Raw genomic sequence first — 18,461 nt, forward strand, 5'->3', positions numbered from 1 at the left:
TATAATTATAAGTATAGAGGATATAAGGGAAAAAATCAATTTTTATAATGCTTTGGAAGAATGTTTTCAATGAAAAGGGAACGAATAGACAGACCGGTGATAAATAGATGTGTAATGTTTATGGAAATTGTATATTTCGAGAAAAGTATTTGGTTATTATGCTAAAATAAAAATAAGGTTATTATGTAATTTAATGGTGTTGCATAAAACCATTGAAAATAAAAAAAGTTGTTGCTAGAATGATGACAAGAAAAGAACAGAGATAAAGCTTACAGAGAAAGGAAGAACAGAATGAATAAATGGGTTTACCAGATTGAGGACATAGGGCTTGACAATGAGCAGTGTCTTTTAAATGAGACGGTCTTTCACAATGCCAACGGCTATATTGGGGTCCGCTCTGACTTTGAGGAGGGATATGCTCAGGGGTATGATACGATCCGGGGGTCTTATATCAACGGATTCTATGATATTGCCAAAATGTCTCAGGCCGAAAAGCTCTGCGGACTGGCTGAGGAAAAGCAGACAATGCTGAATGTGGCAGATACCCAGACTATCTTTCTGAAGATTGAGGGGGAGACCTTTTGTATGTTTGAGGGGACTGTGGAAAAAAGCAGCAGAAGCCTGGATATGCAGAATGGATTCACGCAGAGACAGGTAGTGTGGCGCTCTCCGGGGGGGCACAGAGTGGAGATCACCATCAGGAGAATGACATCCTTTCTGCTTCTTCCGCTTTTCACCATATCCTATGAGGTAAAGGCATTGAATTTCAGCGGGACACTGGAATTTATTTCTGTACATAACGGGGATGTGAAGAATTACTGTAACCCCAATGATCCGAGGGTTGCCGGTGAAAGCTTTCAGCATCTGCGCCCGGTCAGTGCAGAGGTGAAGGACGGGGTGTCTTATCTTGTCACAGAGACTGTTACTTCCGGGCTTACCGTGTGTACGGCGGTAAAGGATGTACTTTCATGCGGAATCGGTGCAGTCTGCCGGGAGAATTCCGTGCAGGAAGGACACTCTGTCACCAGAAAAATGGAAACAGATATCAGGGAGGGTGAGACAGTCCGGCTGGTGAAATATACAGTGTTTACGGATTCCCTCAGATACAAAGACTGCAGGAAGGAAGCGGAAAATGCCATGAACAGGGCGCTGTCTGTCAGCCTTGAAAAATGGTACAGGCAGCAGAGAGAATACCTGGATGAGTTCTGGGCACAGTCAGCGCTGGATATAGAGGGGGACGATGACCTGGCGGTTGCTGTCAGATATAACCTCTATCAGCTTCTCCAGTCAGCGGGCAGGGACGAGCACAGTAATATAGCCGCAAAGGGACTTTCCGGTGAGGGCTATGAGGGGCATTATTTCTGGGATACAGAAATGTATATGCAGCCATTTTTTACCCTGACAAATCCCCGGATATCCGCCAGCCTGATCGCGTACAGGTACAGTATCCTGGATGCAGCCAGGGAAAATGCCCGAATCATGGGGCACAGAAAAGGAGCTCTCTATCCGTGGAGAACAATCTCCGGTTCTGAGTGCTCCGGATTTTTCCCGGCAGGTTCTGCGCAGTATCATATTAACGGGGATATTGCCTATGCGGTGGTGGCTTATTATCTGGCCACCGGGGATTTGGACCTGATGGCGGAAAAGGGCGCTGAGATTATTTTTGAGACGGCAAGGCTGTGGATGGATGCGGGGAATTTCCACAGGGGAAAATTCCACATCAATGATGTGACAGGTCCGGATGAATACACGTGTCTGGTAAATAACAATTACTACACCAATGCAGGCGCCCAGTATAATCTTCATTGGGCCGTGCGTTTTTATGAACTGCTGGGGGAGGCCGGAAAGCTTGCTCCGGTGGCTGAAAAAATAGGGTTAAAGCCTGAGGAAATCCGGGAGTTTAAGAAAGCGGAGGAACAGATGTATCTGCCGTATGACGAAGAGACAGGCATCAATCCCCAGGATGACTCTTTCCTTCAAAAAGAGGTGTGGGATATCAAGGGTACACCTGCGGACAAGTTCCCTCTGCTTCTGCATTATCACCCGCTCTGCCTGTACCGTTATCAGGTATGTAAACAGGCAGATACCGTGCTGGCGCATTTTATCTATGAGGATGCGCAGGACCTGGAGACCATCAGAAAATCCTTTGCGTACTATGAGAATGTGACGACCCATGACTCTTCCCTCTCCACATGTATTTTCAGTATTGTGGCATCCAGGCTGGGACTGAAGGATAAGGCCTATGACTATTTCGGTGACAGCGCGAAGCTGGATCTGTTCAACCTGCACCACAACACAAAGGACGGTATCCATACAGCAAATATGGGTGGAAATTATATGGCTGTGGTGTACGGATTCGGCGGCCTTCGGCTGAAAGAGACAGGCATCTGCTTTGCGCCGGTACTTCCTGACAAATGGGAATCTTATACCTTTAAGATCAGCTACAGAGGCAGTCATATCCAGGTCTGCGTGGGCAGGGATAAGTCTGTATTTACGCTGGAAAAGGGAGAACCCAGGGAGATAACCGTATTCGGTACAAAGTACCTTCTGAAAGATACTATTGAGATTGAGAGATAAGGAGAGAGACCATGAAATACAAGGGAATTATTTTTGACCTGGACGGTGTGATCTGCCACACAGACAAATACCATTACCAGGCATGGAAGAAGCTGGCGGATAAGCTGGGAATCTATTTTGATGAGGAGATCAACAACAGACTTAGGGGTGTGAGCCGGATGGAGAGCTTTGAGATCATTCTGGAAAAATACGATGGTGAGATGACAGAGGAGGAGAAAGTCCGCTATGCCTCAGAAAAAAATGACCTGTACCGTGAACTTCTGAAAAATATGACAACTGCTGACCTGGACCCGCAGGTGAAGGAAACACTGGATGCGCTGAGAAGCAGGGGGCTTCTTTTGGCAATCGGTTCATCCAGCAGGAATGCGGGATTTATCCTGGAACGTCTGGGACTTTCCGGATATTTTGATGCGGTTTCCGACGGCAACAATATTTCCCGCTCCAAACCGGACCCGGAGGTGTTCCTGAAAGCAGCGGAGTATCTGAACCTGCAGCCTCAGGACTGTCTTGTGGTGGAGGATGCGGAATCAGGACTGGAAGCGGCGTTTGGAGGACACATGGACTGTGCAGCCATCGGTGACGCGGTCAAATGCGGAAGGGCGACGTATAATCTGAACACATTCTCCGATTTACTGGAAGCTGCTTCGTGACATTATGCAAAAAGAATGATAGAATAATGGTAATCATTCATGCACGGTCAGCCCGGCAAACGCGCAGGCCGGAATGAACAGTTACAAAAAGCGGACATACAGGAGGATTACACATATGTCATTGGAACAGCAGATGAAAAGCGGTCTTTTATACCGGGAATACGGGCACAAGGATGAAAAAGATATTGCCTATGAGAAGGTGATCGAGAGGCAGAGAAAACACGGCAAAGAGCTGACATTTGCCTACAATCAGACAAATCCGTCTGACTACGGACGGAAACGGGAGCTTTTGCAGCAGATACTTGGTTCTATGGGGGATGAGGTGTGGATTGAGTCACCAGTGAATTTTTCCTATGGCTGCAACACCCACGTAGGCAATTATTTTTATGCCAATTACGGACTCGTGGTTGTGGATGATGTGGATGTTTTTATCGGGGATTATGTTATGTGCGGACCGAATGTATCCATCTGTGTGACCGGACATCCGGTTTACGGGGAATACAGAAGGGACGGTACCCAGTTCTCTCTTCCTGTGCATATCGGAAATGACGTGTGGATTGGGGCAAATGTGGTTATTATGCCGGGTGTTACGATCGGCAATAACGTGGTTATCGGCGCTGGCAGCGTGGTCACCAAGGATATCCCGGACAATGTGGTTGCCTTCGGAACACCATGCCGCGTTGCAAGGCAGATCACAGATGAGGATAAGGAATATTTCCGCAAAGGCGTACCTGTAAACAAAGACTGGAGAGAATAGTCTGACAGGAGGGTATATGTTTCATAAAAAGAAGCAGGAAGATGAATTTGAGATGGTGAATCTCAGAACAGTCTATGGTGTGTATGAGAGAGAAGCGCTGACCGGACTGCTGGATGAAAACAACATTCCTTATATAGCGCAGGGAAACAGCATAGGCGGATATCTCACTATTGTTGCCGGCACTTCAGGTACTTTTGGGACAGATATCCTGGTTGGAAAAAACGTCTATGAGAAGGCAAAAGAACTGATGGATTCCATCAATTGGGATGCATTGGACAATGAAACGGAGATTCCGGAGGAAGAATGGAATACCGGAGAGCCGCCGGAAGATTAAAAAAAACAGGACCGTCCGCAGCAGTTTCAGGGCTGATGCGGACGGTCTTTTATTGATTATTTGAACATTTCTTTGCTTACTTTTTCAATTGCTTCACTGGCTGTCTCATAAACACCCGGGAAGGTACTGATTCCAAGACCTTGGGTAATACACGGAATGTAATATTTTGTTCCGTATTCTTCACATGCGCGGCGGACTTCTTTTTCCACCAGCTCAGGTGTCCAGTCAGGACGGTCTACGGACGCACTGTCAATGCCGCCCATGAAGGTAATCTTCTCGCCGTATTTTGCGATCAGGTCAGCGATATTGTTGGAGGTCATACATCCCTGCCAGATATCAATTCCCATCTCGATCATAAACGGAACCAAAGTTGCTGCGTAGGAATCCGCATGGTGGATCACAACTTCTACACCGTGGTCTCTGTAATAGCCGTAAATCTTCTTATAGGACGGAAGGAAGAATTCTTCAAACATATCCGGGGAGATGAAGGTGGAAGTCTGGCTTCCCCAGTCATCATGGTGGAAGATGGCATCCGGTTTGATATATTTGCAGATTTTCTCAGCGTACTGCAATTCCCATTCGGTGAGATACTCGATCAGTTCATGTGTGCATTCAGGCTCCTCATAGAAGTTGATCAGCGCGTTCTGGATTTCCTGCAGATGATGGCACTGTTCAAAAAGTCCCGGAGCGATAAACTGTGTAACAAAATATTCATTGCGGTCTACTTTTTCCGCTTCAGCGATGAATGGCTCCCACTCAGCATCGGAATAATCCAGACGCGGTGCTTTTACATAATCTCTCCAGTGTGTAATATCTTTGCAGACAATATGTTCTTCGTCGTGAATCGGGAATCCGCCGGGAGTTCCTTCCGGCCATACCATAGTAACACCCCATGCGTTTTTAATAGGCGGCTTGCCGTATTCCGGGTTTGGACTTGCAGCGGTATAAGGATTGCCGAAAATCATTCCCAGTGCCTCGTACTGGTTTACATAACGGTCCGGATGACCGCCTCGGATCGTTTCTAATAAATTCTGTCTTCTGGTTAACATAAAGTGAATACCTCCTTTTCTAAAACCCCAACGATGTGTCATGGAAAGGCCTGTCCCCCATGACTGATACAAAATCGTAACTGTTCAGCAGGTCTGCACATTTCCTGTGCTGACATGGAACAACTGCACTAAATTTATAATAACAGAATTGTCAGGTCTGGTAAATACGATGAAATAATTGACTTTTCTGTATGAATACACTACACTTTGTAGGAGGGAGGTGATTTTAAATGAAATTGACTTTTTATCAAATTTATTATCATCTGAAAAAAAGGTACGACGCCAGGCGGATTTCCTGCAACCCCTGTAAAATAAAGGTGGAGAGGCCTGTCTACTACAGGGATGGACAGGACTGCAGAGGACATATGGTGCTGATCTTCAATGAGGAACTTATGAAAATAGGCCTGGATTCCTCCTTATGGAAGGACTGTATTTTTATCTGCTTTGGGGAAGTGGATGATATATTTTGTCGGATTGATACAGACCTGCTTGTTCTGGATGAAAGGATACCCAGGGAGCAGGTGCTCAATGACCTTCAGGAGATATTCCAATACTTTGAGGAGATGGAGTATTCCGTGACGGAAGTGTTTATGGAGAATCAGGATTTCGGGGAATTGATGGAGTGCTTCGGGAGAATTTTTGAGACGCCTCTTGCGCTGATGGATGCCAGCTTTTCCTATGTGGCTTTGGCTGACAGGGAGGGGAGGTTTGCTAATGGATTTATGAATGAGAGCAGCACTCTTCCCATGCAGATGGTGAGCCAGCTTATATCAGATCCCGCCTATCAGCGGAGCATGACACTTGCGGGAGTGTATACTTATACGCTGGAGCAGGTGACATTTCTGTGCAGGAATCTGTTCTTTGAGGGGAAATTTATCGGCAAGCTGATGGCGGTATCCTGCACATCACCTCTGAATAATGAGTATCACAAGGATCTGCTTCTCATGGCAGCCGGATATGTGGAGCGGATGTATGAGCGTTTCGGGGCCTTTCATATGGCTGACCGCTCCCTTGACAGCCTGCATGAACTTCTGAGGCTTACATTAAAGGGGAGCTCCGTGCCGGGGGAGAGGCTGCGGAGTGCACTGGGGAATCTATCCTGGTCTGAGGAAGATGCCTACTATCTGATCCAGATGCGCCCAAGCTACAGATATGACAAATCCCTGTATGACAAATACCTGTGCCCGCAGATGGAGCAGCAGTGGAAAGATACCTGCTGCGTGGCTCATAATGACAGCCTCATGGTACTTTTGAACGGCAGCAGGCTTCATATGACGGACTTTCAGCCCGAGCTGGCTTATTTTCTCAGGGAAAATCTCCTGGCAGCAGGGATCAGCAGAAAATTCAGGGGATTTGACGGGATACAGAATGCGTTTAAGCAGACGGATATTGCCCTGGAGCTGGGCATGAGAAAGGATGCCACCCCCTGGTATTTCAGGTTTGACGACTATGCCCTTGACTATATCCTGATTCACGGGAGAGGGGTGTTTGAGCCGGAACAGATATGCGCGCCGGGGATTCTGAAGCTGATAGAACACGATGAGAAGATGCATACAGAGTATTACAAGACATTATACTGTTACCTGCAGTGCAGGTATAACGCGGCAGTGACAGCCAAAAAGCTGTTTATCCACAGGAGTACTTTTCTGAACCGGCTGGAGAGGATAGGTGAACTGATACAGACAGATCTGGAGGATTTCCGCTCCAGGCTGTACCTCTCTGTCTCCTTTTATATACTGGAGGAGGGAAAACAGTAGCTCAGTTTTTCTCCTCCTCCTGCTCCAGAAGACGGAAAGATAAGTTCAGGTAAAAAATCTCTTCCGGGTCATCCAGTCCGGAGTCCAGAATGTTCTTGATCTTGTCCAGGCGGTACAGGAAGGTACTGCGGTGGATAAAGAGCAGGGATGCTGCCTGTGTGGCATTCAGATTCTCTTCCAGGTAGGTCCTCAGTGTGAGCATATACTCCGTGTTCTGTTCCCGGTCCATCCTCTGCAGGTCCAGAAGCTTCTCATGGCAGAGCATATAGCCGGGAAGCCTTCGGGTGGACTGTTCCAGTATGTAGGTCAGAGCCACGTTGTTGAAGTGATGGATCCACAGATAAGGCTTTTTCCTGCTTCCCACATCCAGAGCTGTGCTGGCCTGGATATACTGGCGCCTCAGGTTCATGTGGCCCTTCATGGGACGGCTGTATCCGGCTTTCAGGAAACTGTCCCTGATAAAATAGGTGAGTTTGCCCGCCACTGTGTCCGCGTCCATCTCCAGACGGCTCAGATTAAAATAGGCCACGATCTCCTCTTTGAAGAGAAAACTGCAGGAATAGGGAAACTGCTTGTCCAGATAATTACAGATAGCTCTTGTGGTGATCTTTTTCTGATCCAGGTAAGTGATCTGGAAAATAAGGCACAGATAGTCGTGCTGTGTGCTCCAACCAAGGGCAGACAGACGCTGGCTGATGTCCAGATAGTCTGCAGTGCGGTCGGACAGCACAGTGATAAGGATCTTGTGCAGAGCGTCCGACTGGCGTGAAGCGGGAGCCTGTTCATGGTAGAGCAGATATTCCACATAGCCTGCCAGATGCGAGAGAAGGTATCCGTTTCCTTTGTCCAGGGGATGTTCGTATTCGATGAGGACAAGGCGGTGTGTGGTGTGCCCGTCCTGTTTTACGTTCATATTCAGGGTGTTCAGTCCTGTGATGTATCCCGGGTAGAATACAGGGTCAGCGGCCTCCTGCATTTTTGTATAAGCCTCATCCTGAGCCAGGGCGTTGACGTACTCAATGTTGAGTCCGTCCTCTGAGTACATATGGTATTTCTCCGGAATGTGTTCTGTACCTGCACTTGCCACGGGTGCAAAATCCAGGCCGATGACAGACAGGGGATTATGGAAAATTTCCAGGGATACGCTTAAGAGATCCCGGATGCTGCCGTTGCTCAGCAGGATCGTGCTCAGATGTTCATCCCAACTGTCGTATGTGTCATAGAGGTCCTGTATGAAATTAAAGATACGGCTCAGGGAATAACTTGCATCGAGAACAAGATATGGGTGCGGAGGCGGTGAAAAGGTCTCATCCAGGTTTCCCGATATGATCAGAAAGACCGGTCCCGTGAGCTGGGAAGAAAGGGACTCCGTGTCCCCGGTTCTCACAAGGCAGATATGCCCGGTGGAGAAACCGGAACCATCCTCAAATAAAAATGGACGCAGAAAACTCTCAGTTGTCTCCAGGTTACCCTGTGAGACAACATGAAATTCTTTATTAATCATTTCAGATAAAAGCACTGCTGATAACTTCAAAATGATCCCCCGTTTATATGATAAATGTCTTGGCTTTTTCCGCGGCATCCACTGCTGTTTCCGTGTAGGCATCTGCGCCGATGGTGTCCGCAAATTCCTGTGTGACGGCACCTCCGCCCACCATGATCTTCAATCGGTGTTCCTTGTCATGTCGGCGCAGGGATTTGACTACCTGCTGCATTTCCGGTATGGAAGTGGTGAGCAGGGAGGAGATGCATACAATGGAAACCTCCGGATTATCGCGGACTGCCTTCAGAAATTGTTTCTCCGGAATGTCGACACCCAGGTCAATGACCTTGAACCCGGCACTGCGGAACATGATCGCAACAAGGTTTTTTCCTACATCGTGCAGGTCACCCTCAACGGTGCCCAGGATAACGGTGCCTATACTCCGTTCTTCCATGATTCCGTATTTTTCTTCCAGAATGTCGAACCCCTTTCTTACACTGCGGGCAGCAGCCAGTATTTTGGGGATATCGGCATCATTTTGTTTATAATATTCCCCCACGGTCTTCATGGCAGGCACCATGGCCTGCTCAACGATGACGGAAGGATTTATATGTTCCTCCAAAGCTTTGAACACAAGAAACTGGGCATCACGAGGATGCCCGTTTTCAATTGCCTGACGAAGTTCTTCTAAAGTAGTCATGATGTCCTCCTGTTCCAATGAAAGAAAAGGTGTAACGGATCGGAATGCGGAACCGTTACGAAATAGTCTTTATTCCAGCAGATAACAACTGGTATAGGCAATGGTGCAGGGACCATAATAATAAGTCATATCGTTGGCTTTGCAGATTTGGGTGACCAGCATGCCATAGGCTTCCATGGAAGAAAATGCTTTCTTGGGAAAGCGGCACGGCTCGTCAGGATAGGTACAGGTCTCACATTTGGTACAGCAGCCGGCGCCGATAGCCAGCATATCGGGATATGTTTCGCGGAGCAGTTTTTCCATGGCGTAGAAGTTCTGTTTATGCAGGGCCTCTGTCTCCATCATGGTTTCCCCGTCCATGGAATCTTCCAGTTCTCCCACGGTCTGTACCAGGATGCCGGCCTGATACTGGTTGATCTTGGCACGGCAGTCCTCCAGAGTTCCGCATCCGGGAGGGCAGCTCCAGCGCTTGCCGTACATGCCGCAGGTGTTGGCTTCGCACATCTGGCGGACCTCGGGAAGCAGTTCAATGGTGCTGCATTTTAATGGTGCGATATGGGAGAAGCCGGTATCCAGTCCCAGCTTCTCCAGTTCTTCATAGTTGATCACGTAAAAGCCCCCAATCATTTTTCAAATCATTTCATTCTCTATTGTTCCGGAAATTCCAGTTCATCCACAAAGCAGTCCTGGAATTCCGGAGAAGCGGCCAGCTCCACAAAAGATATCTCCTTTGCCAGGATATCCGAGTAGAACAGCTCTTCCCTGTTGATGAGTGCGATTTTAGAACCTTCTCCGGCGGCATTTCCCACAGGTACGATCCTGTCTTTCAAAGATATGGGAATCAGACCGATGTCACAGGCGCTCTCAGGATTCATATAGTTGCCGAAAGCCCCCGCAATATATACGTGTGCGATCTGGTCTACGGTTATGCCAAGCTCTTTCTGCAGAAGCTGGATGCCGGCGGCAATGGCAGCTTTGGCAAGCTGTACCTCCCGCACATCCTTCTGGCTTAAGTAAACAGCGCTGCCGTTTCCGCTCTCGTCTGCCGGAACCAGCGTAAAGGAGGCTGTGCCGTCCTCGGACAAAAGTTTACCGGACTCGTCAATGATACCTGCTTTTCTCAGGCAGGCGATCAGGTCAATAAGGCCGGAACCGCAGATCCCGATGGCTTTCTCTCCGCCTACGGTGGTGTAGCTCCATTTTCCGTCGCTGTATTCCACATGGTCTACAGCACCGGATGCGCCCCTCATGCCGCATTCGATCTTGGCTCCCTCAAAAGCGGGGCCGGCGGCTGTGGAGCAGGCTGCCAGGCGTTCTTTACTGCCCAGCACCATCTCTCCGTTGGTTCCGATGTCGATCATCAGAGAGATTTCATCCTGCTGGTCCGGTCGGATGCAGAGCAGGCATCCCATGGTATCAGCGCCTACAAAGCCTGCCACATCGGGCAGCAGGATAAGCTGGCCTTTGGGGTGGATATGCAGGTCAAAGTCTGAAGCTTTCAAAAAGAGAAGCTGGCTGATGGCCGGATTATAGGGGGCGTGCACAAGCGCTCCCGGGGATATACCCAGAAACAGATGATGCATGCAGGTGTTGCCCACAATACAGGTCTGGTAAATACGATCTGTGCTGATCCCTGACTTCTCTGCCAGTATGTCCAGAATAGACTGGACTGTCTGGCGGATGCAGGAGCTCAGATTCTCCGTTCCGTTCTCAAGTGCGTAGTTGGCACGCATGATGACATCAGCCCCGTACTGGGCCTGGGGATTCATGCTGCTCTCAACGGCCAGAACCCTGCCTGTGCGTGCATCCATCAGATACCCTACTACCGTAGTGGTTCCGATGTCGAATGCGGCCAGATATCCCTTGATGGGATCTTTCTGCAGATCCAGAAGGGTATCCCCGGATACTGCCGCATACCAGGTATCCGTCTCTTTGAGCATTTCATACAGGCCGGAAGCCGTTTGAAGATCCGGTCTGAGATGTTCCATGCTCTCCCCGAAGGATTCCTCCAGCGCCAGTTTCAGGCGGTCCCAGTCAGACAGATTATCCCCTGGTTTTATCTTGCGGATATGTATTCTGCCGAACCGGAGCAGAGGATGGAGCGGTACCGGGCGGGAGAAGCCTTCTGCCAGTATAGCATGTTCCTTTTCTCTCACAAGGGTGTCAACTGTCATATCCCCTGTGATCTTAGTCTGACAGGCTTTCAGAACGCCGGTCACGGGACCTTTTGTCACGTGTACCATGCATTTTCCGCAGGTGCCCTGCCCGCCGCAGGGAGCATCCGGGTCAAGGCCTGCCTGACGCTGCGCCTGCAGCAGGGTAGTGCCTTCTTCTGCCTGAATACTTTTGCCTTCACGGATAAAAGTTACTTCATGTGTTTTCAATTTTCATTCCCCCAATTTTGCTATAGAGTAAGTATAACAGAAAAGACCGCGGCAGTAAACTGCCGCGGTTAAGTTATGAGAGATTTTATATGAAATTTATTAGGAATTTATCAGGATTCTTTTACTAAATGCAGGTTCCAGCTCTGATATTCCGTTTCGGGTACCGGCATGGGGAGTCCTGCCTCCATAAGGGCAGCTCCCAAATAGGTCTTGTCACCCATGCGGTACATGGCATTCGGGTCCAGTCCGCGCAGTCGGATGCAGGTAAAGAGGTTGTTTGCAGTGAGTTTTGTGGAGACAATGCCCAGCAGTGCCTCACTCTTATCCTCCGCGGCAAATTCCCATACCGTATATTCTTCATTTTCATAAGGACTTGCCAGACGGTAATAGGTGCCGTCCTGGATAAGGGAATAATATTTCTTAAATGTCTCGATCTGTGTCCTGACTTCCGCCTTTTCCTCCTCCGTCAGTTTTGCAGGGTCCAGTTCGTAACCAAAGGTGCCGGCCATAGCGACTGTTGCTCTTGTACTCAGGGAAGCAGCCCTGCCTGTCTGGTGGTTAGGGGAGGCTGAGACATGGGCGCCCATGGTGCTGACAGGATAGCAGAAGGAGGTGCCGTACTGTATCTTCAGCCTTTCGATGGAGTCGGTGTCATCGCTGGTCCAGATCTGCGGGGTGTAGTATAACATGCCTGCGTCAAATCTTCCGCCGCCGCCGCTGCATCCCTCAATGAGCATGCCGGGGTAGCGTTTGTTTAGGTTCTCCAGAAACTCGTAAAGCCCAAGAATGTATTTGTGTGCTGTCTCGCCCTGGCGGTCTGCGGGGAGGGCGATGGTGAAAATATCCCCGATACTGCGGTTAAAATCCCATTTCAGGTATTCCACCTGCGCATTGTCCAATACATTACACATCATGTTGTAGATGTGGTCGCGTACTTCTTTGCGGGAAAAATCAAGGACAAGCTGGTAACGGCTTCTCACAGGTGATTTCTCGGGAACCTTGAATGCCCAGTCGGGATGTGCCCGGTATAAGTCGCTGTCCTCAGAGATGCATTCCGGCTCAAACCATATGCCGAATTTGAGGCCAAGGGCATGAATGCGGGCGGAGAGGTCCTTTAAGGTGCATCCCAGTTTCTTTTCATTTACGATCCAGTCACCCAGACCGGAATTGTCACTTTCACGTTTTCCGAACCATCCGTCATCCATGACAAACAGTTCTACTCCCATATCTTTTCCCTGCTCTGCCATTTCCACCAGCTTGTCTCCGGTGAAATCAAAGTAGGTGCCCTCCCAGTTGTTGATGAGAACAGGACGGCGGGCCTTCTTATACTCACCTCTGCAGAGGTTATTGCGGATCGCGCGGTGGAAGCGGTGGCTGACGGCTTCCAATCCCTCTGCGCTGTAGACCATTGCTGCCTCCGGCGCATGGAATGCTTCTCCGGAATCCAGTTTATAGCAGAAATTATCCGGGTGGATACCCATGAGGAAGCGGGTCTGTCCACTCTGGTCCTTCTCTGCCTCAGCCAGAAAATCACCGCTGTAGAGGAAGGAAAAACCGTAACATTCCCCCCTGGTCTCTGTAGTGCCCTGTGCGGCAAGCATCACAAATGGATTGTAGTGATGGCTGGAGGAGCCTCTGGTGCTTCCCACAGACTGTATGCCGTGATGGACCTGTGTGCGGGAGAGCAGGCGCTCCATGGCGTGACGTCCGTAGAAGCTGATAAAATCAAAGTCTCCGAACTGGAAATCCGTACAGGTGCTCATGATACGCTCCAGATAAATGGGGGATTCCCCTTTATTTTCCACAGTCACGCTTCTGGTGATAATGTCCTTTTCCTCCAGGACACCGTAATAGAGATGTACATATACGTTCTGTGTGCTGTCCTTCAGCGTGATGACTAGGGTGTCAGCAGTGTCTTCCTTAAGCGCGTAGAAAGCAGGAAGGCCGGGAAGGGAATATTTTCCCTCCAGGATCTGAGCGGATTCATAGCGGAATTCACAGGAGGAAGCACCAGATGCATAGCGTATCCGCACAGCGCTCTCCCTGTAGTCCCCGTTGCCGTATGTGGGGAATTCCTGGGGAAGAGTGTCAAGAGAATAGGCGCGGTTGTCGCCTGCTATATAGGGATTGCCGGAAAATCCCCGGTCTCTTCCCACGTTCAGGTATGAGTAGTCAAATATCGGTGTCCTTTTTCCGAACCATGTATGTACCAGAAATCCCAGATCGTCCACCTTCATCTGGTACATGCTGTTATTGGTAAGCAGGGTAAATAGTTTCCCGGTAGTATCTTTTTTGATAGCCATTCGTTGTTCTCCTCCAAAAGATAAAATAGACATAATAATTCATCTGTTTTCATTATAGTGGACCGGAGGGGACACGTAAATATGTCATTGTGACAATAATATAGCAAAAAGACAGGTAACTGCACAGGCATGTCTCAAGTCGGTGCGTACGGCTTTGTTTCTGCCCTCATAAAGCTGAAACATGGGGAGGTATGCAGTTCCTCGGGTTTAAAGCCATTTTCCAGCAGTACGGCGAAAGTGGTTTCATATTCCTTTTTCATAAAAGAACTGATCGTTTCAGAACATTTATCCATATCATTTTCCCTTAAAGCGTAAAGAAAGTTCTCTGTAAAAGCTCTTATAGCGGAATCGAAATCAGGCATTCTTTTCCTGAATTTTTTTAAGGGATATCCCCAGAGATTCAGACTGTACAGCTTTCCGTATATTTCACGGATGCCCTGCAAAGGACTGTGTTCGGCTGTAAAAGTAAAGATACTCTGGGATGAAAGTATATAAAGTCCGGTACTGAGAGAATCCTCCAGCATGTCTGTCAGCTCGTCCTTTTCTTTTCCGGAAAGTGACTCCAGGGTAATGTGTATCACTTCTCTGCAGGACTCAGCAAGCAGTTCAAATGACTGGATAAAATAAGCTATATTCTGCCGGATCACAGGATGTGTCAGATCAATATCTTCTTCATCGCCGCAGTCACACATAAACAGTATGCGGATACCTTTTCCGTTGATAGACTGCGTAAATCCAAGCTGGTTCAGCAGGTGGACAGTACGGCGCATGGTGCTCACAGAGACATTGTATTTTTCTGCCATTTTTTCATAGGGAGGCAGAAAATCCATGCTGCGGTACCCGCCCTGACAGACGTCGTGCATAACCCGGCCTGCCAGGCGGCAGCAAATCTGGGGCCGGTCTCTGTAAATATTCCAGGTAAAACCTTTTCCGGAGTCCTGTGCAGCGGGGGGGATGCGTTTTTGAATGTAGTTCAGGATCTTTTCAGAGACATCTCTTTGAAATGCATGATGTGCCTGATAAATCAGATCTCTGTTTCCTGACTTTCCGCAGGCGATCAGATTCTGCAGACGTTTCCGTCCCTCCTCTCCGTCATACAGTGTATGCCCTTCGTACTGCATGGGAAAAGGCAGGCCGAAGAACAAAGCAGCTTCCCAGAAAAGATTCAGGGCCAGCGGATTCTGCGTTTTTTGCAGGATATAGCTGTAGAAGCGTATTTGATCTTCCGGGTTAGGCTGACCGGACAGCCACTCCAGATACTCGAACCCGCTGTCATCCATGAGACGGAATCCCTTCACCAGCATAGGCATAATGATCAGTGCGGATGACTGGTTAAGGTCTGAAAATGTGCTTCGCCGCTCCTGGAAAAAGCGGACAGCATATGTCTTCATCTCCAGGCCGCTCTGCTGAAATATGACTTTTGCGCACCGCCCATGGCTTCTGGATATATATCCCTCATCCTGAAGCCGCTTATATGCCGATTTTATGGTGAGGGAAGAGACACTGAACTCACTGCAGAGTGTATCGATCGTGGGCAGACTGTCCCCGTATTTATAATATTGGAAATGAAAACGTACAACAAAATATTCATAAATCAGATTAGCAAACCCCTGATTGTTCTGCATTCCGCTCACCTTCTTTCTTTTTTATTTTAACATTTAGGGTGCAATAGTACCAGATGATATTGCAGATTTTTAAGAAGCAGACTATAATAAAAATAGAATGACTTGAACAAGGAAGAGAGAATAAGAGGTTCTGCGCGGTATATCAACAAAGCATTTCAAAGGGGAGCAGGAATGAAATTGGATGAAACGAAAAGGGTGAAGGGAATGCGGGCCAGGTTTCTGCTGGTTGTTTTTTGTATGGTCTTTGTATTGCTGATCGCGGTCCTGGACAGGGCTGAAATTCCGCCGGAACCGCAGTGCAGTTCGATAGAGATAGAAAAGGGCTGGATTTACAGGGATACAGAGGGGAACTGCAGGAAAATAACCGTGTTGAACGGAAAACTGAACACACCGGCAGGAGAGACTATACGGCTGGAAAATAAACTTCCGCAGACGGTTCACAGCGGCATGTTTTTATGCTTCAGAAGTTCACAGCAGTCGGTGCGGGTGTTAGTTGATGAAAAACAGATTTATGAGTATGATACGTCGGATTTGCGGCTTTTCAGCCGGGCAACTCCCAGTGCATGGAACTTTGTACCCATATCACAGGAGTCAGCGGGGAAAACGGTGGCGATAGAAACAGTCTCCCCTTATAAACAGAGCTCGGGACAGTTGAACCGTGTTTTTTTCGGACCGTATTCCGAAGTGGAATTGTATATAATAAATTCGCAGCTCCCGCAGTTTATTATCAGTCTGTTTATTATGATCATGGCAGTGTTTTTTTTCTTCCTTTCCTTATGGCTGAAGAAAACAAAAGATATCGGCAATATCCTGGACAGTCTGTGTCTGTTTATTCTGCTGGTGGGCATTTGGGTATTTTCTGAATCCAAGATGCCGCCGGTGTTTTCAGGGCTTAGTATGATGGAACCGTCTATAACTTTTTTTGTACTGTTTTTAATGCCTATGCCATATGCGGATTATATGAGCTGTCGACTGCATCCGCGCCATCAAAAGGCCCTATCCCTGTTGTTTTATGCTGCTTTTACAAATACGGTGGTCTGTACACTGATTCAGATATGCGGGGCAGCCGACATGATAGAACTTTTGCCGGCAGCGCACGTGATGCTGATCTTGACTGCGGGGTATACTCTTACGGCGCTGGTTTATGACAGATACACTGCGGGCGGGAACGGGGATATATTAGAATTCACGGGTCTGATGATCCTGTTTCTCTGTGGAGTTGTGGAGCTTGGTTTCTTTTACAGGAATGATCTTGAGGATACAGGTACCCTGGTCCCCCTCGGTATTCTCGTATATCTTATTCTGATCAGCGGCAGCGCGGTCAGAAACCTGCTGCGCCGGACTGCCAGGACGGAAGAATTAAGCAGAGAATTACAGGACAGCCGTGTAAAGCTCATGGTCGGTCAGATTCAGCCGCATTTTATATACAATACTCTGGGTGCTATTCAGGCTTATATTATGAAATCGCCGAATACGGCCTATAAAATGGTGCAGGATTTCAGCGATTACCTGCGGGCAAATATACAGTCAATTACCAGAACTGACCCGATTTTGTTTTCTGAAGAGCTTAAGCATATCAGAGCCTACACGGATATAGAACTGGTACGGTTCCGGAACAGGATCCAGGTGGTCTATGAGATAGGGCCAAAGGACTTTCTGATACTTCCTCTCACTGTGCAGCCGCTTGTGGAGAATGCTATCAAACATGGTCTCTGTAAACAGCCGGAAGGAGGTATCTTATGGATACGTACATTGGAGGAAGAGAAGAATTATCTGGTCATAGTGGAAGACAACGGAATAGGGTTTGATGTGTCCGAAATCATGGGAGAAAAGGATAATTTCGGGCTCATGAATATACAAAAGCGTTTAAAATCCCAGATGGGAGCAGAGGTTAAGATTGAGAGTGCACCTGGTAAAGGGACCAGAGTCACGGTGACGATTCCACGGGATTTTTTAGGGGGGGGGGTATATTTATAAAAACAATACTTGTAGATGATGAATTATGGGCTATGGATAAGTTTGAGATAGAAGCAGCGGCAATACCGGATATTGAGATTGTGGGAAAGTTCGACCGGTCCGATGAGGCGCTTCGATTCGCAGAGAAAAACCGTGTGGATTTTGCTTTGCTGGATGTGGAGATGCCGGGAATGAACGGGCTGGAGCTTGGCAGGGCCCTGAAGGAACTCTATCCGGATATTGTGATCATATTTGTGTCAGGATATGACCAGTATGTAGTGGAGGCCCTGCATGACGGGGCGGACTATTATCTCACCAAACCGTATACCAGCCAGCAAGTGTCAGATACTTTGATACGGGCAAAACTATTATCGAAGCGTCAGGAAAAACCTGTGTTTATCCGCACCTTTGGAACTTTCGAGGTATTTGTGGATGGAAAAGTGGTTATATTTCCGGGTCCTAAGGTAAAGGAGATATTCGCGCTGCTGGTCGATAAGAATGGGGGAGGCCTGACTTCCGAGGAGGCATTTGCCTGCATTTGGGAGGGGAAAGAATATACAGATACGAATCTGAGTCTGTATCGGAGTGCAGTACGGCGTCTGGCTGACTTTCTGGATTCCATAGGACTCAGCGGACTGCTCATAACAGAAAAAAATGTGAGGTGGCTCAATACAGAATTATATGACAGCGATTACAACCGTTTTCTCGCCGGGGATGTCAGGGCTATTAACGAATTTCAGGGTGAGTACATGACGGATTACAGTTGGGGTGAATCTACTCTGGGCAGACTGTGCCGGATGAAGGATGAAAAATAGAATATAAAACGGATAAAAATTGGCTTATTGTGTTTCAATTACACGATGATTACACGGCGCTTGATATATAC

The 18,461-nt window shown here is 48.2% G+C and carries 14 protein-coding genes; 7 read left to right on the forward strand and 7 right to left on the reverse strand.

The genetic code is table 11. The annotated features are described in order from the left end of the window. Nucleotides 1–291: 291 nt before the first annotated feature. The 4 genes from MUB35_RS14085 to MUB35_RS14100 all read left to right on the forward strand — a co-directional run bounded on the left by MUB35_RS14085 (nt 292) and on the right by MUB35_RS14100 (nt 4,318). A complete protein-coding gene (locus MUB35_RS14085; RefSeq protein ID WP_186971099.1) occupies nt 292–2,577 on the forward strand; it encodes a glycoside hydrolase family 65 protein in 2,286 nt (761 codons plus the stop codon). An 11-nt stretch (nt 2,578–2,588) separates the two neighbouring features. Continuing rightward, on the forward strand, nt 2,589–3,227 hold the full coding sequence (gene pgmB / locus MUB35_RS14090; RefSeq protein ID WP_033141669.1) for a beta-phosphoglucomutase: 639 nt from the start codon (nt 2,589–2,591) through the stop codon (nt 3,225–3,227). A gap of 115 nt (nt 3,228–3,342) precedes the next feature. After that, nucleotides 3,343–3,984: a sugar O-acetyltransferase gene (locus MUB35_RS14095; RefSeq protein ID WP_033141670.1), complete on the forward strand. Its 642-nt coding sequence runs from the start codon at nt 3,343–3,345 to the stop codon at nt 3,982–3,984. A 16-nt stretch (nt 3,985–4,000) separates the two neighbouring features. After that, complete coding sequence (locus MUB35_RS14100; protein ID WP_118594062.1) at nt 4,001–4,318, forward strand: putative signal transducing protein; 318 nt, start codon at nt 4,001–4,003, stop codon at nt 4,316–4,318. 56 nt (nt 4,319–4,374) lie between these two features. Here MUB35_RS14100 and MUB35_RS14105 read toward each other — a convergent pair whose 3' ends face one another. Beyond that, nucleotides 4,375–5,367 (reverse strand): uroporphyrinogen decarboxylase family protein, encoded by a 993-nt coding sequence (locus tag MUB35_RS14105; protein WP_033141671.1) that lies wholly within the window; start codon nt 5,365–5,367, stop codon nt 4,375–4,377. Between the two features lie 230 nt (nt 5,368–5,597). Here MUB35_RS14105 and MUB35_RS14110 point away from each other — a divergent pair, with 230 nt between their 5' ends. After that, nucleotides 5,598–7,124, forward strand: coding sequence for a PucR family transcriptional regulator (locus MUB35_RS14110; protein ID WP_148391780.1), 1,527 nt, complete (start codon nt 5,598–5,600; stop codon nt 7,122–7,124). 1 nt (nt 7,125) lies between these two features. Here the strand turns inward: MUB35_RS14110 and MUB35_RS14115 are convergent, their stop codons facing one another. From MUB35_RS14115 to MUB35_RS14140, 6 genes are all read right to left on the reverse strand, one after another. Further along, the gene (locus MUB35_RS14115) at nt 7,126–8,658 is read right to left on the reverse strand and encodes a PucR family transcriptional regulator (RefSeq protein WP_052099504.1); all 1,533 of its coding nucleotides are present in this window, start codon (nt 8,656–8,658) and stop codon (nt 7,126–7,128) included. A 13-nt stretch (nt 8,659–8,671) separates the two neighbouring features. Continuing rightward, on the reverse strand, nt 8,672–9,307 hold the full coding sequence (locus tag MUB35_RS14120; RefSeq protein WP_033141673.1) for a cobalamin-dependent protein: 636 nt from the start codon (nt 9,305–9,307) through the stop codon (nt 8,672–8,674). A gap of 69 nt (nt 9,308–9,376) precedes the next feature. Further along, the gene (locus MUB35_RS14125) at nt 9,377–9,916 is read right to left on the reverse strand and encodes a DUF2284 domain-containing protein (protein ID WP_317430471.1); all 540 of its coding nucleotides are present in this window, start codon (nt 9,914–9,916) and stop codon (nt 9,377–9,379) included. A gap of 38 nt (nt 9,917–9,954) precedes the next feature. After that, nucleotides 9,955–11,691, reverse strand: coding sequence for an ASKHA domain-containing protein (locus tag MUB35_RS14130; protein ID WP_103731851.1), 1,737 nt, complete (start codon nt 11,689–11,691; stop codon nt 9,955–9,957). A 110-nt stretch (nt 11,692–11,801) separates the two neighbouring features. Continuing rightward, nucleotides 11,802–13,994 (reverse strand): alpha-galactosidase, encoded by a 2,193-nt coding sequence (locus MUB35_RS14135; RefSeq protein ID WP_186971098.1) that lies wholly within the window; start codon nt 13,992–13,994, stop codon nt 11,802–11,804. A 134-nt stretch (nt 13,995–14,128) separates the two neighbouring features. Next, on the reverse strand, nt 14,129–15,619 hold the full coding sequence (locus MUB35_RS14140) for a GntR family transcriptional regulator (protein ID WP_186971097.1): 1,491 nt from the start codon (nt 15,617–15,619) through the stop codon (nt 14,129–14,131). Between the two features lie 171 nt (nt 15,620–15,790). Between MUB35_RS14140 and MUB35_RS14145 the strand changes: the two genes are divergently transcribed. Further along, on the forward strand, nt 15,791–17,596 hold the full coding sequence (locus MUB35_RS14145) for a sensor histidine kinase (RefSeq protein ID WP_244806388.1): 1,806 nt from the start codon (nt 15,791–15,793) through the stop codon (nt 17,594–17,596). A gap of 5 nt (nt 17,597–17,601) precedes the next feature. Beyond that, nucleotides 17,602–18,390 carry a response regulator gene (locus tag MUB35_RS14150; protein ID WP_331477524.1) on the forward strand — a complete coding sequence of 263 codons (789 nt, stop codon included), beginning with the start codon at nt 17,602–17,604 and terminating at the stop codon, nt 18,388–18,390. Nucleotides 18,391–18,461: the final 71 nt, after the last annotated feature.

Source organism: Blautia sp. NSJ-175, assembly GCF_022867815.1.
GTDB classification, from domain to species: Bacteria; Bacillota; Clostridia; order Lachnospirales; family Lachnospiraceae; genus Blautia; species Blautia celeris.

Bases quoted from the DNA above. Each gene is read 5' to 3' on its own strand.
- MUB35_RS14085 (WP_186971099.1), top strand. From the start codon at position 292: ATGAATAAATGGGTTTACCAGATTGAGGACATAGGGCTTGACAATGAG.
- pgmB (WP_033141669.1), top strand. From the start codon at position 2,589: ATGAAATACAAGGGAATTATTTTTGACCTGGACGGTGTGATCTGCCAC.
- MUB35_RS14095 (WP_033141670.1), top strand. From the start codon at position 3,343: ATGTCATTGGAACAGCAGATGAAAAGCGGTCTTTTATACCGGGAATAC.
- MUB35_RS14100 (WP_118594062.1), top strand. From the start codon at position 4,001: ATGTTTCATAAAAAGAAGCAGGAAGATGAATTTGAGATGGTGAATCTC.
- MUB35_RS14105 (WP_033141671.1), bottom strand. From the start codon at position 5,367: ATGTTAACCAGAAGACAGAATTTATTAGAAACGATCCGAGGCGGTCAT.
- MUB35_RS14110 (WP_148391780.1), top strand. From the start codon at position 5,598: ATGAAATTGACTTTTTATCAAATTTATTATCATCTGAAAAAAAGGTAC.
- MUB35_RS14120 (WP_033141673.1), bottom strand. From the start codon at position 9,307: ATGACTACTTTAGAAGAACTTCGTCAGGCAATTGAAAACGGGCATCCT.
- MUB35_RS14135 (WP_186971098.1), bottom strand. From the start codon at position 13,994: ATGGCTATCAAAAAAGATACTACCGGGAAACTATTTACCCTGCTTACC.
- MUB35_RS14140 (WP_186971097.1), bottom strand. From the start codon at position 15,619: ATGCAGAACAATCAGGGGTTTGCTAATCTGATTTATGAATATTTTGTT.
- MUB35_RS14145 (WP_244806388.1), top strand. From the start codon at position 15,791: ATGAAATTGGATGAAACGAAAAGGGTGAAGGGAATGCGGGCCAGGTTT.